The following is a 13,561-nucleotide window of genomic DNA, read 5'->3' as shown; positions in this document are numbered from 1 at the left end:
CATGGATAAGCCTGACGAGTCTGTGACGGATCTGATCCGCGCCCGCGATGTTCGCGGCTTCGAATCCTGGGCGATGCCCAGCTTCGATCCGCCAAAACCGGAACCCGAGCCTGAGCCGGAACCCGAACCGCCGGAAATGGAAGAAGTGCCGCTGGAAGAAGTCCAGCCACTGACTCTGGAAGAACTCGAAAGCATCCGTCAGGAGGCTTACAACGAGGGTTTCGCCATTGGCGAAAAGGAAGGTTTTCACAGCACCACGCTGAAGGTGCGTCAGGAAGCCGAAACAGCGCTGGCGGCGAAAATCGCCAGCCTTGAGCTTTTGATGGGCAACCTGTTCGAGCCGATCGCCGAGCAAGACACACAGATTGAAAAGTCGCTGGTCGACCTCGTGCAGCACATCACCAGACAGGTGATCAAGCGCGAACTGGCCATCGATTCGACGCAGATCGAACACGTCATGCGCGATGCCCTCAAGCTGTTGCCGCTGGGCGTGGAAAACGTGCGCCTGTACGTCAATCCGCAGGACTTCGCCCAGGTCAAAGCCCTGCGCGAACGCCACGAAGAAACCTGGCGCATCGTCGAAGACGAGTCGCTGTTGCCGGGCGGCTGCCGGGTTGAAACCGAGCACAGTCGCATCGATGCCAGCGTCGAATCGCGGGTGACTCAGGTCATGGCCAAACTGTTCGACCAGTTGCACGAACAAGCGTTGCACCCGGCAACGCCTGACCTGAGCCTGGAAATTCCTCAAGACACCCCAGCGCCTGTCGACTCCGACGAGCCGCGCGCGGACGCCAGCGATGCGCCTTGAACGCACCAGCTTCGCCAAGCGCCTGAGCACCTACGCCGAGGCCACCGAGATTGCGGGCGCGCCGATCCTTGAAGGTCGGCTGCTGCGCATGGTCGGTCTGACCCTGGAAGCCGAAGGGCTGCGCGCCGCCATGGGCACCCGCTGCATGGTGATCAATGACGACAGCTATCACCCGTCCCAGGTGGAAGCGGAAGTCATGGGTTTTTCCGGCAGCAAAGTATTTTTGATGCCGGTGGGCAGCGTCGCCGGCATCGCCCCGGGCGCCCGCGTGGTGCCGCTGGCCGACACCGGTCGGCTGCCGATGGGCATGAGCATGCTCGGCCGAGTGCTCGACGGCGCCGGCCGCGCGCTGGACGGCAAGGGCGGCATGAAAGCCGAAGACTGGGTGCCGATGGACGGCCCGACAATCAACCCGCTCAACCGTGACCCGATCAGCGTGCCGCTGGACGTCGGCATCCGTTGCATCAACGGTTTGCTGACCGTCGGCCGTGGCCAGCGTCTGGGTCTGTTCGCCGGTACCGGTGTCGGTAAATCGGTGCTGTTGGGCATGATGACCCGCTTCACCGAGGCCGACATCATCGTCGTCGGCCTGATCGGTGAACGTGGACGCGAAGTTAAAGAATTCATCGAGCACATCCTCGGTGAAGAAGGCCTCAAGCGTTCGGTGGTAGTCGCCTCACCAGCGGACGATGCACCGCTGATGCGTATGCGTGCGGCGATGTATTGCACGCGCATCGCCGAATATTTCCGCGACAAGGGCAAGAACGTTCTGCTGCTGATGGACTCGCTGACCCGTTTCGCCCAGGCCCAGCGGGAAATCGCTTTGGCCATCGGCGAACCGCCGGCGACCAAAGGCTATCCGCCCTCGGTGTTCGCCAAACTGCCGAAACTGGTGGAGCGCGCCGGTAACGCGGAGAAGGGCGGCGGTTCGATCACGGCGTTCTACACCGTTCTGTCCGAAGGCGATGACCAGCAGGATCCGATTGCCGACTCGGCGCGGGGCGTGCTCGACGGCCACATCGTGCTGTCGCGGCGCCTGGCTGAGGAAGGTCACTATCCGGCGATCGACATCGAAGCCTCGATCAGCCGGGTCATGCCGGCGGTGGTTTCGCCGGATCACATGCAGCGTGCGCAGTACTTCAAGCAGTTGTGGTCGCGCTATCAGCAGAGCCGCGATCTGATCAGCGTCGGCGCTTACGTCGCCGGCGGTGATCGCGAGACCGATCTGGCGATTTCCCTGCAACCGCAACTGGTCAGGTATCAGCGCCAGGGCCTCAACGACAAAATCACCATGGGTGAAAGCCAGGCCTACCTGGAAACCCTGTTCGCCCCAGCGGCGGGCGGGTAACCGGCCATGGCCGTCAGCCGAGCAGCGCGCCTGGCGCCGGTGGTGGAAATGGCCGAGAAGGCCGAAAAAGCCGCCGTGCAACGACTGGGCTATTTCCAGGGTCAGGTCAAAGTTGCGGAAAGCAAACTGGCCGACCTCAATGCCTTTCGTCTGGATTACTCGCAGCAATGGATCGTGCGCGGCAGCACCGGCGTGACCGGGCAGTGGCTGCTGGGTTTTCAGGGCTTTCTGGCGCAACTCGACACCGCCGTCGATCAGCAACGGCAGAGCCTGGTCTGGCACCAGAACAAGCTCGACAAAGCGCGTGAGGAATGGCAACAGGCGTTCGCCCGCGTCGAAGGTTTGCGCAAACTGGTGCAGCGCTATCGCGAAGAAGCGCAACGCCTCGAAGACAAACGCGAGCAGAAGCTGCTGGATGAACTGTCGCAGCGTTTGCCGCGGCGTGATGCCTTCTAAACCTCACCGCCAAACCCCTGTGGGAGTGAGCCTGCTCGCGAAAGCGCCGTGTCAGTCAACCCTGTAGTCAATAGACAGAATGCATTCGCGAGCAGGCTCGCTCCCACACCTGTTCCAGCGTTGCGCCTTGCCCCAACCCTATCCAGCTGCTAAACCTTGTACAGGTTCGTCAATGACAAGGAAGCCAGTCAATGTCAGTCGTTACAGAAGTCTCTCAAGATGGGAAAAAACTCACGATTTCGATCGAGGGTCGGTTCGATTTCGGTCGGCATCAGGAATTTCGCGAGTCCTATGAGCGACTCAACGAGAAGCCTGAATCCATAGTGGTGGATCTGAAGAAGGCCACTTACCTCGACAGCTCCGCGCTGGGCATGCTGCTTCTGCTGCGTGATCACGCGGGGGGCGACGAGTCGGATATCCGCGTCGTCAACAGCAGCACCGATGTGAAGAAAATCCTCGCGATTTCCAACTTCGACAAACTCTTCGACATCAGTTGACGCCCATGCAGGCGCAAGAGCCGCTGACCATTCTCATCGCCGAAGACAGCGCCGCCGACCGGTTGCTGCTGTCGACCATCGTCCGTCGTCAGGGCCATCAGGTACTGACGGCCGCCAACGGTGCTGAAGCGGTCGATACGTTCCAAAAGCAGCAACCCGATCTGGTGCTGATGGATGCGCTGATGCCGGTGATGGACGGCTTTGAAGCGGCGCGGCAGATCAAGGCGCTGGCGGGCGAGGCGCTGGTGCCAATCATTTTTCTTACCTCGCTGACCGAGAGCGAAGCGCTGGCCCGTTGTCTTGAGGCCGGCGGCGACGATTTTCTGGCGAAGCCGTACAACCAGGTGATCCTCGCCGCCAAAATCAAGGCGATGGATCGCTTGCGCCGGCTGCAGGCGACGGTTCTGCAGCAGCGCGACTTGATCGCCAGACATCACGACTATTTGCTCAACGAACAGCGCGTGGCCAAAGCGGTGTTCGACAAGGTTGCGCATTCTGGCTGCCTGAGTGCGCCGAACATCCGTTACCTGCAATCGCCGTACGCACTGTTCAACGGCGATTTGTTGCTGGCGGCCTACACGCCGGCCGGTGACATGCACGTCATGCTCGGCGATTTCACCGGGCATGGCTTGCCGGCGGCAGTCGGCGCGATGCCTCTGGCCGAAGTGTTCTACGGCATGACCGCCAAGGGCTACGGTCTGGCCGAAACCCTGCGCGAGATGAACGCCAAGCTCAAGCGCATCCTGCCGGTGGACATGTTCTGCTGCGCCACGTTGCTCTGTCTGAGTTTCCAGAGCCGCTCGGTGGAGGTGTGGAACGGCGGCATGCCCGACGGTTACTTGCACCGCATGGCGAGTGGCGAGCGCGTGCCGCTGCCAGCGCGGCATTTACCGTTGGGAATTCTCAGTGCGCAGGCCTTCGATGACCGTACGGATGTGTATCCGATGGCCGTTGATGATCGGGTGTTTCTGTTATCGGACGGGGTGATCGATACCTGCGATGCCAATGACCAGTTGTTCGGTGTCGAGCGTTTGCAGCAGGTCTTTGCCGCCAATAGCGAGCCGGATCGGCTGTTCGAGGACATCGAGCAGGCGTTGCGCGATTTTCGCGGACAGGCCCGTGATGACGTGAGCATGGTCGAGGTCAGCCTGCTCGAGTCGACGCAGGCCCACGGCGCGGCACCGGTGTATTCGGACAGCGGCCAGTCGTGCCCGCTGGACTGGTCGGCCAGTTTCGAGTTTCGCGGTGCCACGCTCAGGCGCTTCAATCCGCTGCCATTTCTCTTGCAGTTGTTGCTTGAGGTGCACGGCCTGCGCTCGCAAAGCGGGGCCATGTACAGCGTACTCGCCGAGTTGTATTCCAATGCGCTGGAGCATGGCGTGCTCGGGCTCGATTCCAGCCTCAAGCGCGATGCGGCCGGGTTTGCCCGCTACTACGAAATGCGTGCGGCACGCCTGGAGGCGCTGCAGGAGGGTTTCGTGCGGGTGCATCTGCAGGTGCAACCGCGAGGCGAGGGCGGGCGTCTGGTCATCCGGGTCGAGGACAGTGGCAAGGGTTTCGATGTGGCGCGGGTCATGCAGCGGCCTCTGGACAATGTCCGCCTGTCGGGACGCGGCATCAGCCTGGTCCGGCAACTGTGCCACAACGCCAGCTGGTCGGACCAAGGTCGTAGTGCCAGCGTGGAGTTTTTCTGGGAGATTGAGGCATAATCCGCCCATTCTTGATCAAGGAGTGAGCAAGTGACTGTCCCAAATGTAGATCGCGACGTTCTCGATATCTTGCGCGAGGTAATGGAGGGCGATTATCCAGAGCTTCTGGATACTTTTCTGAATGACTCTGAGGAGCGCTTGAGCAACTTGCGCGCAACCAAAGACGCCGATCAGCTAATGAGTTGTGCCCACAGTTTCAAAGGCAGCGCCTGCAACATGGGCGCGGTTCGACTCGCTGAGTTGTGCCAGGACCTGGAGTCGAATGCCAAGGACAAAAGCCCGGAAGCACTCGCTCAGCTGGTTGCCGACATCCATTCCGAGTTCGCCGACGTACGCCCCGTGTACGAAGACGAAAAGCACCACGCCCATACCCACTGAAGCCGCCTTCCGGCGTTTTTCGCAAGTGTCTGGCCAAACTGGCCCGGCACTTGCAGTCATCTTGCTCAACTGTACCTACGATCCCAGTGCAGCGGAGACCGTGTCATGCCTGCGACCCCCAACATTCTTCTTCAGACCGCCGCCCAGGCCAAGGCGCAAGCCGCCTCTGCCAAATCGTCGGCAATGGCCGCAGACGCCGGGGACAAGGCTTCGAGCTTCGCCAAAGTGTTCGCCAATCAAGCGCCGGCCAAGCCTGCCGCCAGCGCCGATAATTCAGTCAAACCGGCACGCGACAAGGTCGCTGACAACAGCGGCAAAAAGGATATCGGCAAAGATCAGTCTGCCGCGCCCGAGCCAGCAGTTGCCGATAGCGGCAAAGCGTTGCCTGCGGACAAAGCGGCGGCGAGTGACGACGCAGCTGCCACTGCCGATGACACCGCTGAAACCGTACAAACCCCTGTGGTCGATACCGCGCCTGTAGACCCGGCGCTGGATCCAGCCCTGGCTCAAGTCGTCCAGCCATTGGTCGCAGCGCCTGTCGTGCAAACCCCGGTAGTCGCGGCGCCAGCCCAGCCGGAAACTGAGACACCTGCATTGGCTGCTGTGCCGGGCATGGTCAAAGATCCGGCGGCTACCGACAGCGATTTCGATCCCTCGGCCGACCCGCTCGACTCGATGCCGGCCGTGCGCATGGCGATGGAGCAGGGCGGGCATATTTCTGCCGCCAGTCAGGCACAACCGAAAGCCTCTCCCGCTCAGGCTCAGGCCGACGGCGAACTGACCGCTGCGCAGAACTTTGCCGCCGGCATGGCCAGCATGCTCGACGTCCAGGCCGACAAGGACAGCACCAGCCAAGGTGGCGAAAAAGCCTTCAGCGGGCTGATCGATGATGGTCTGAAGGATCTGAAATCAGCCACCAGCGATACCCGCGTCGACGACTTCGCCAACCGTCTGGCGGCACTGACCCAGGCCGCTACGCCAAAAACCGCGAATGCGCTGCCGGTGAATCAGCCGATCGCCATGCACCAGAGCGGCTGGACTGAAGAAGTGGTCAACCGCGTCATGTATCTGTCCAGCGTCAACCTGAAGGCCGCCGATATTCAGTTGCAACCGGCTGAACTGGGGCGTCTGGATATCCGCGTGAACATGGTTCCCGATCAGCAGACCCAGGTGACCTTCATGAGCGCGCACCCGAGCGTGCGTGAAGCGCTCGACAGCCAGATGCATCGCCTGCGCGACATGTTCAATCAGCAGGGCATGGGCCAGGTCGACGTCAACGTCTCCGACCAGAACCGTGGCTGGCAGGGCCAGCAAGGCCAGGAACAGGCGCAGCAGGGCCACACCGGACGCACCAGCGCCGCCGGCGGGCGTCTGGATTCGGCGGATGAAGATTTGGCACCGGCCACTGTGGCTGAAGTGGCGGCGCAGCCCACCAGCGTCATCGGCACCAGCGCGGTCGACTATTACGCCTGATAAAGCACAGCCCCCCCCGTAGGAGTGAGCCTGCTCGCGATTGCGGTGTGTCAGTTAGCGGACTCGTTGACTGACACACCGCAATCGCGAGCAGGCTCACTCCTACATTTGTTTTATGTCGCCCTCCCTTCAGCCTCCGACACTTCTGGCATAACACTTGCTCTTGCCTTGCCGTGCGACTGTGAAACCCCCGATTAGTGACGGATTATTGGCATGGCGAAGAGCGAAGCTGCAGCAGTAAAAGACCCCGCAACCAAAGGCAAACTCAAGCTGATCATCGTGATCGTGCTGGCGTTGCTGGTGGCCATTGGTGCATCCGTCGGGGCGACCTGGTTCTTCATGCACGGCGCCCAGAGCAAGCCTGCCGAGGCCGCTGAAGCAGCGCCGGTCGGCAAGCAGGCAGCGATTTTCGAGCCGATGGCGCCAGCCTTCGTTGCCAACTACAACCAGAACGGCCGTCAGCGCTACATGCAGGTGAGCATCACCATGCTGGCGCGTAACCAGGCCGATCTGGACGCGCTCAAAGTGCACATGCCGGTTATCCGCAACAACCTGGTGATGCTCTTCTCCGGTCAGGATTTCGCCACACTGGCGACCCCGGTCGGCCAGGAGATGTTGCGCCAGAAGGCCACCGCCAGCGTCCAGGAAGTGGCGCAGAAAGAGCTGGGCAAAGTGGTCATCGAACAGTTGCTTTTCACTAATTTCGTACTGCAGTAGGAACACGACATGGCCGTGCAGGATCTGCTGTCCCAGGATGAAATCGATGCGCTGTTGCATGGCGTCGATGATGGTCTGGTACAGACCGATAATGCTGCCGAACCCGGCAGTGTCAAAAGCTACGACCTGACCAGCCAGGATCGCATCGTCCGTGGACGCATGCCGACGCTGGAAATGATCAACGAGCGTTTCGCCCGCTACACCCGCATCAGCATGTTCAACATGCTGCGCCGCTCGGCGGACGTTGCCGTCGGTGGCGTGCAGGTGATGAAGTTCGGCGAATACGTGCACTCGCTGTACGTGCCGACCAGCCTCAATCTGGTCAAGATCAAACCGCTGCGCGGCACTGCGCTGTTCATCCTCGACGCCAAACTGGTGTTCAAACTGGTGGACAACTTCTTCGGCGGCGACGGCCGTCACGCCAAAATCGAAGGGCGTGAATTCACCCCGACCGAACTGCGCGTGGTGCGCATGGTGCTCGAGCAGGCCTTCGTCGATCTGAAGGAAGCCTGGCAGGCGATCATGGAAGTCAATTTCGAGTACATCAACTCGGAAGTGAACCCGGCCATGGCCAACATCGTCGGCCCGAGCGAAGCAATTGTCGTCTCCACCTTCCACATCGAACTCGATGGCGGTGGCGGCGACCTGCACGTGACCATGCCGTACTCGATGATCGAGCCGGTGCGGGAAATGCTCGACGCCGGTTTCCAGTCCGACCTCGACGATCAGGACGAGCGCTGGGTCAATGCCCTGCGCCAGGATGTGCTCGATGTCGACGTGCCCATCGGTGCCACCGTGGCCCGCCGCCAGTTGAAGCTGCGCGACATCCTGCACATGCAACCGGGCGATGTGATCCCGGTCGAGATGCCGGAAGACATGATCATGCGCGCCAACGGCGTGCCGGCCTTCAAGGTCAAGATGGGCTCGCACAAAGGCAACCTCGCGTTGCAAGTGATCGAGCCGATCGAGCGTCGCTGAGGCGGCGCCTTTCACCCCCGTATTTAACCGAATTGTTGCCCGCCGAGGACACATGATGAACGACGATATGAACGCGCAGGACGATCAGGCACTGGCCGATGAATGGGCTGCGGCCCTGGAAGAAACCGGTGACGCTGGCCAGGCTGACATCGATGCACTGCTGGCCGCCGACGCCGGCACTTCCAGCTCCAACCGTCTGCCGATGGAAGAGTTCGGCAGCGTGCCGAAGAACAACGATCCGGTGACCCTCGACGGTCCGAACCTGGACGTGATCCTCGACATTCCGGTGTCGATTTCCATGGAAGTCGGCAGTACCGACATCAACATCCGCAACCTGCTGCAACTCAACCAGGGTTCGGTGATCGAGCTCGATCGTCTGGCCGGTGAGCCGCTCGACGTGCTGGTCAATGGCACGCTGATCGCTCACGGCGAAGTGGTGGTGGTCAACGAGAAGTTCGGCATCCGCCTGACCGACGTGATCAGCCCAAGCGAACGCATCAAGAAGCTGCGCTGAGTGAAAAGGTTTCTCTGGGTTCTGCTGGCATTGCCGTTGAGCGTGCTGGCGGTCGAGCCGAGTGCAACCACGGCTGCGCCTGCCGCCACCGCGCCAATGGTCAACAGCGGCGTGGCCGGGCAGTTGACGCAACTGGTGTTCGGTTTGCTGCTGGTGCTGGGCTTGATCTTCTTCCTCGCCTGGCTGCTGCGCCGCGTGCAGCAGGCAGGACCGGTGGGCAAGGGCCAGGTGATCGAGTTGATCGGCTCACGCGCGCTCGGCCCGCGTGACCGATTGATGCTGGTACAGGTCGGCAACGAGCAGATCCTGCTCGGCCTCAGCCCCGGCACCATCACCGCGCTGCATGTGCTCAAGGAACCGGTCGAAGTCCCCTCCGCCAGTGAAAAAGCGACGCCGGAATTTGCTCAGCATCTGCTGAAAATTCTCGGCAAGGATCAGAAGGATACGAAGTAATGGGTGCGCTCCGCATCGTCTTGACGCTGGTCCTGTTGCTGGCCGCGCCGCTGGCGTTGGCCGCCGATCCATTGTCGATCCCGGCGATTACGCTGGGCACCAATGCCGACGGCGCGCAGGAATATTCGGTCAGTCTGCAGATCCTGCTGATCATGACCGCGCTGAGCTTTATTCCGGCGGCGGTCATTCTGATGACCAGTTTCACGCGGATCATCATCGTCTTCTCGATCCTGCGTCAGGCCCTCGGTCTGCAACAGACGCCGTCGAACCAGATCCTCACCGGCATGGCGCTGTTCCTGACGCTGTTCATCATGGCGCCGGTGTTCGACCGGGTGAATAACGACGCATTGCAACCGTATCTGGCGGAAACCCTCACTGCGCAGCAAGCGGTGGAAAAAGCTCAGGTGCCGATCAAGGATTTCATGCTCGCGCAGACCCGCACCAGCGATCTGGAGCTGTTCATGCGCCTGTCCAAGCGCACCGACATCGCCACCCCGGATCAGGCGCCGCTGACCATCCTGGTGCCGGCGTTCGTGACTTCCGAACTTAAAACCGCGTTCCAGATCGGCTTCATGATCTTCATCCCGTTCCTGATCATCGACCTCGTCGTGGCGAGCGTGCTGATGGCCATGGGTATGATGATGCTCTCGCCGCTGATCATCTCGTTGCCGTTCAAGATCATGCTGTTCGTGCTGGTGGATGGCTGGGCGCTGATCATCGGCACCCTGGCCAGCAGTTTTGGAGGTGTTTCGCCATGACGCCGGAAGTCGCGGTCGATATCTTTCGTGAAGCGCTGTGGCTGACCACCATGATGGTCGCCATCCTGGTGGTGCCGAGCCTGCTGGTCGGCCTGCTGGTGTCGATGTTCCAGGCCGCCACGCAGATCAACGAACAGACCCTGAGCTTCCTGCCGCGCCTTCTGGTGATGCTGGTGACCCTGATCATCGGCGGTCCGTGGATCGTGCAGACGTTCATGGAATACATCATCCAGCTGTACAAAAACATCCCGATGGTCATCGGCTAAGCCATGCAATCGCTGCTTCAGTTGACCGACACCCAGATCAGCACCTGGGTGGCGTCGTTCATGTTGCCGCTGTTTCGCGTGGCGTCGATGCTGATGGTCATGCCGGTGTTCGGCACCACCCTGATCCCGCGCCGCGTGCGCCTGTATTTCGCCGTGGCGATCACCGTGGTCATCACCCCGGCGCTACCGCCGATGCCCGCCGTCAGCCCGCTTGACCTCAGCGGTCTGCTGTTGATCGGCGAGCAGATTCTGGTCGGCGCCGTGCTCGGATTTTCCCTGCAACTGTTTTTCCAGGCCTTTGCCGTCGCCGGGCAGATTGTCGCGGTGCAGATGGGTATGGGCTTCGCTTCGATGATCGACCCTACCAACGGCGTTTCGGTGGCGGTGATCGGTCAGTTCTTCACCATGCTTGTGACGCTGCTCTTCCTGTCGATGAACGGCCACCTGGTGGTGTTCGAAGTCCTGACTGAAAGCTTCACCACGCTGCCGGTCGGCGGCGGTCTGATGGTTGAGCATTACTGGGAGCTGGCCGGCAAACTCGGCTGGGTGCTTGGCGCCGCGTTGCTGCTGGTGCTGCCAGCGATCACCGCGTTGCTTGTGGTCAACATCGCCTTCGGCGTGATGACCCGCGCCGCGCCGCAACTGAACATCTTCTCGATCGGTTTTCCGCTGACCATGGTGCTCGGCCTGTTCATCGTCTGGGTGGGTCTGGCGGACATTCTCAACCAGTATCAACCGCTGGCCAGCGAGGCCTTGCAGTTGCTACGCGAACTGGCACGGGCGCGCTGAGTCATGGCAGAGAGCGAAAGCGGTCAGGACAAAACAGAAGACCCCACGGACAAACGTAAAAAGGATGCCCGAGAGAAGGGTGAAATCGCCCGTTCCAAAGAGCTCAACACCCTTGCGGTGATGATGGCCGGTGCCGCTGCGCTGCTGATTTTTGGCGGCATGCTCGCGCAAGAACTGATGGACGTGATGCGCCTGAACTTCACCCTGTCCCGCGAAGTGGTCATGGACCAGGGCGCCATGGGCCGTTTTCTGTTGGAGTCAGGGTTGATTGCCTTGCTGGCGATTCAGCCAGTCATGATCACCCTGTTGCTCGCCGCCGTGATCGGCCCGATCTCGCTCGGTGGCTGGCTGTTCGCCGCAAGCTCCCTGGCGCCCAAATTCAGCCGGATGAACCCGGCCGCCGGCCTCAAGCGCATGTTTTCGTTCAAGGCTGTGGTCGAACTGCTCAAGGCACTGGCGAAGTTCCTGATTACCCTGGGCGTGGCGTTGGTGGTGTTGTCCGCCGACGTCGATGACTTTCTGCGCATCGCCCACGAGCCACTGGACATGGCGATCATCCACAGTGTTTTGCTGGTGGGCTGGAGCACGCTGTGGCTGGCCTGCGGCCTGATCATCATCGCCGCCGTCGACGTGCCGGTGCAGCTTTGGGAAGCGCACAAGAAACTGCTGATGACCAAGCAGGAAGTGCGCGACGAACACAAGGACCAGGAAGGCCGCCCCGAGGTCAAGCAGCGCATCCGCCAGACCCAGCGCGAAATGTCCCAGCGGCGGATGATGGCGGCGATCCCCGAAGCCGATGTGGTCATCACCAACCCGACCCACTACGCCGTCGCCCTCAAGTACGACTCGGAGAAGGGCGGCGCGCCGGTGCTGCTGGCCAAGGGCAGCGACTTCATCGCTCTGAAAATCCGCGAAATCGCCGTCGCCAACAACGTCATGCTCCTCGAGTCGCCGGCGTTGGCGCGGTCGATCTACTACTCCACCGAACTGGAGCAGGAAATCCCCGGCGGGCTGTATCTGGCCGTAGCGCAGGTATTGGCTTACGTCTACCAGATCCGCCAACACCAGGCGGGCAAGGGTAAACGGCCGGATCCGCTCAAGGATGATTTGCCGATTCCGCCGAATCTGCGGCGCGATTCCTGACGGTTACCGTCTGTCTGGAAAACCTCTCAACCTGTCAAGTCTGACAGTAGACGGCCGCGCCCGCCGGCGCTCTCATTGCCATGGGAATTCTCCCGGCATTTCCCTGCATTGGTCGCTCTGATCATTTGATGCGAGTACCAGGGAGCGGCGCCTGCATCGGGTTTCAGAGGAAGCAATCATGGCAGACCAGCCCTATATAAAGTTGCAAGGTATGGAGGTTGAATTCGTCTCGGGAGTGTTGGAACAACGTACAGCCGATCGCGCAATCGGTTACACCGTGACTTTCAAGTTGATGCTGGACTTCACCCATTTCAAGCAGATGGCCAACGCCTACAGCGCCAATTACCTGGAGGTGTCGAGCAACGCGATTCGGCCGGAGCTGGAGGGTTTGGCGTACCACAATCACTACAGTGTGATTGGTGGTTCTGCAGGAAAAATCGTCAACAGTGCGATGCTTTTCGAACTCTTCACCGATCCGGATTTGTACTTGGATGGCTGGATCAACGATGAAATGGAGAGGCGATTTGGCAAGCCGGAATTCGTCATTGAGGGAAGTGCGCTTTTGATGACGGCGCGGCAGGACTTTCGTTGGGAAGATCCGGAGCGCGAAATCAGGATCGAAGACCTCCCCATCATTTGGTTTGATTGGGCACTGACCCTCATAGAGCAGCGGACAAAAGTGTCTTGGGGGCTGCCGGAGCGTACGACGCCGGTATCGGTGGTGACGTTTATGTACACGCAGGACGCGGTCGTCGTTATCGAGGGTACGGAGCTGCTCAAGGGCGCGCGCTATATCAACGGCAAGAATCTCGGTTTCGGCCCGATTACACCTGAACAGGTTTTAACGGCGTAGTGATCTGCAACCCGCCGCCCCGACTGAAAGGGGGCGGCGGGCTTTTTCTGCCTCAAGGTTTTGTGTTGCGCCTTAGCCAGTATTCGCGCTCCCACGTTGGAAGCCGTTCAACGGTGGGAGCGAGCCTGCTCGCGAAGGCGTCAGAATTGACGCTGGATCAATCAACTGGTGTCCCCAATGCCTGCGTCAACCCGGCAACTCCAGATTATCCAGCACCCGATTCACCGCCAATTCGCCGAGCATGATCAGCTGCGCGATGCCCATCAGCGTCCGGCGCTGCGACGGTTTCACCAATCCGGCGAATTCCTGGGCGATGGTTTTGGCCGAGGCGAGGGTTTCGCAGGCGTTGGCCAGCAGGTCTTCGTTTTTGGTGTCGGCGGTGACGGCGTACATGGCGCGAGGGCTGAAGGGTGGTGGCGTG

Annotated in this window: 17 protein-coding genes; 16 read left to right on the top strand and 1 reads right to left on the bottom strand. The window is 60.9% G+C overall.

Annotation, left to right across the window (positions count from 1 at the left end):
• The first annotated feature begins 1 nt into the window (after position 1).
• The 16 genes from fliH to AEQ63_RS05210 all read left to right on the top strand — a co-directional run bounded on the left by fliH (position 2) and on the right by AEQ63_RS05210 (position 13,140).
• A complete protein-coding gene (gene fliH / locus AEQ63_RS05285; RefSeq protein ID WP_064362065.1) occupies positions 2-808 on the top strand; it encodes a flagellar assembly protein FliH in 807 nt (268 codons plus the stop codon).
• The gene (gene fliI, locus AEQ63_RS05280; RefSeq protein ID WP_039761176.1) at positions 798-2,156 is read left to right on the top strand and encodes a flagellar protein export ATPase FliI; all 1,359 of its coding nucleotides are present in this window, start codon (positions 798-800) and stop codon (positions 2,154-2,156) included. Before fliH ends, fliI begins: the two co-directional genes overlap by 11 nt.
• A 6-nt stretch (positions 2,157-2,162) precedes the next feature.
• Positions 2,163-2,612: a flagellar export protein FliJ gene (gene fliJ, locus AEQ63_RS05275; RefSeq protein ID WP_064362064.1), complete on the top strand. Its 450-nt coding sequence runs from the start codon at positions 2,163-2,165 to the stop codon at positions 2,610-2,612.
• Positions 2,613-2,803: 191 nt separating this feature from the next.
• Positions 2,804-3,109, top strand: a complete 306-nt coding sequence (locus AEQ63_RS05270) for an STAS domain-containing protein (protein WP_064362063.1) — start codon at positions 2,804-2,806, stop codon at positions 3,107-3,109.
• Positions 3,110-3,114: 5 nt separating this feature from the next.
• Positions 3,115-4,818 carry an ATP-binding SpoIIE family protein phosphatase gene (locus AEQ63_RS05265; RefSeq protein ID WP_064362062.1) on the top strand — a complete coding sequence of 568 codons (1,704 nt, stop codon included), beginning with the start codon at positions 3,115-3,117 and terminating at the stop codon, positions 4,816-4,818.
• A 30-nt stretch (positions 4,819-4,848) separates the two neighbouring features.
• The gene (locus AEQ63_RS05260; protein WP_152972330.1) at positions 4,849-5,196 is read left to right on the top strand and encodes an Hpt domain-containing protein; all 348 of its coding nucleotides are present in this window, start codon (positions 4,849-4,851) and stop codon (positions 5,194-5,196) included.
• Between the two features lie 105 nt (positions 5,197-5,301).
• A complete protein-coding gene (locus AEQ63_RS05255; RefSeq protein WP_064362061.1) occupies positions 5,302-6,669 on the top strand; it encodes a flagellar hook-length control protein FliK in 1,368 nt (455 codons plus the stop codon).
• 213 nt (positions 6,670-6,882) lie between these two features.
• Complete coding sequence (fliL, locus tag AEQ63_RS05250; RefSeq protein ID WP_016771071.1) at positions 6,883-7,386, top strand: flagellar basal body-associated protein FliL; 504 nt, start codon at positions 6,883-6,885, stop codon at positions 7,384-7,386.
• Positions 7,387-7,395: 9 nt separating this feature from the next.
• The gene (gene fliM / locus AEQ63_RS05245) at positions 7,396-8,364 is read left to right on the top strand and encodes a flagellar motor switch protein FliM (protein WP_003222890.1); all 969 of its coding nucleotides are present in this window, start codon (positions 7,396-7,398) and stop codon (positions 8,362-8,364) included.
• A gap of 55 nt (positions 8,365-8,419) precedes the next feature.
• Positions 8,420-8,878, top strand: coding sequence for a flagellar motor switch protein FliN (gene fliN, locus AEQ63_RS05240; protein WP_016771070.1), 459 nt, complete (start codon positions 8,420-8,422; stop codon positions 8,876-8,878).
• Positions 8,879-9,331 (top strand): flagellar biosynthetic protein FliO, encoded by a 453-nt coding sequence (fliO, locus tag AEQ63_RS05235; protein ID WP_064362060.1) that lies wholly within the window; start codon positions 8,879-8,881, stop codon positions 9,329-9,331.
• A complete protein-coding gene (fliP, locus tag AEQ63_RS05230; protein ID WP_042607538.1) occupies positions 9,331-10,089 on the top strand; it encodes a flagellar type III secretion system pore protein FliP in 759 nt (252 codons plus the stop codon). The genes fliO and fliP overlap by 1 nt, the downstream gene beginning before the upstream one ends.
• Positions 10,086-10,355: a flagellar biosynthesis protein FliQ gene (fliQ, locus tag AEQ63_RS05225; protein ID WP_016771067.1), complete on the top strand. Its 270-nt coding sequence runs from the start codon at positions 10,086-10,088 to the stop codon at positions 10,353-10,355. The genes fliP and fliQ overlap by 4 nt, the downstream gene beginning before the upstream one ends.
• Positions 10,356-10,358: 3 nt before the next feature.
• Positions 10,359-11,144 carry a flagellar biosynthetic protein FliR gene (fliR, locus tag AEQ63_RS05220; protein WP_064362059.1) on the top strand — a complete coding sequence of 262 codons (786 nt, stop codon included), beginning with the start codon at positions 10,359-10,361 and terminating at the stop codon, positions 11,142-11,144.
• A gap of 3 nt (positions 11,145-11,147) precedes the next feature.
• Positions 11,148-12,287: a flagellar biosynthesis protein FlhB gene (gene flhB, locus AEQ63_RS05215; RefSeq protein ID WP_064362058.1), complete on the top strand. Its 1,140-nt coding sequence runs from the start codon at positions 11,148-11,150 to the stop codon at positions 12,285-12,287.
• A 178-nt stretch (positions 12,288-12,465) separates the two neighbouring features.
• A complete protein-coding gene (locus AEQ63_RS05210; protein WP_064362057.1) occupies positions 12,466-13,140 on the top strand; it encodes a hypothetical protein in 675 nt (224 codons plus the stop codon).
• 186 nt (positions 13,141-13,326) lie between these two features.
• Here AEQ63_RS05210 and AEQ63_RS05205 read toward each other — a convergent pair.
• On the bottom strand, positions 13,327-13,561 hold a 235-nt coding region (locus tag AEQ63_RS05205; protein WP_236705238.1), incomplete at its 5' end, for a DUF6124 family protein.

Origin of the sequence: Pseudomonas sp. RIT-PI-o, from assembly GCF_001297215.1 — a bacterium.
GTDB classification, from domain to species: domain Bacteria; phylum Pseudomonadota; class Gammaproteobacteria; order Pseudomonadales; family Pseudomonadaceae; genus Aquipseudomonas; species Aquipseudomonas moraviensis_A.
This window is presented reverse-complemented; position numbering and strand designations above follow the sequence as displayed.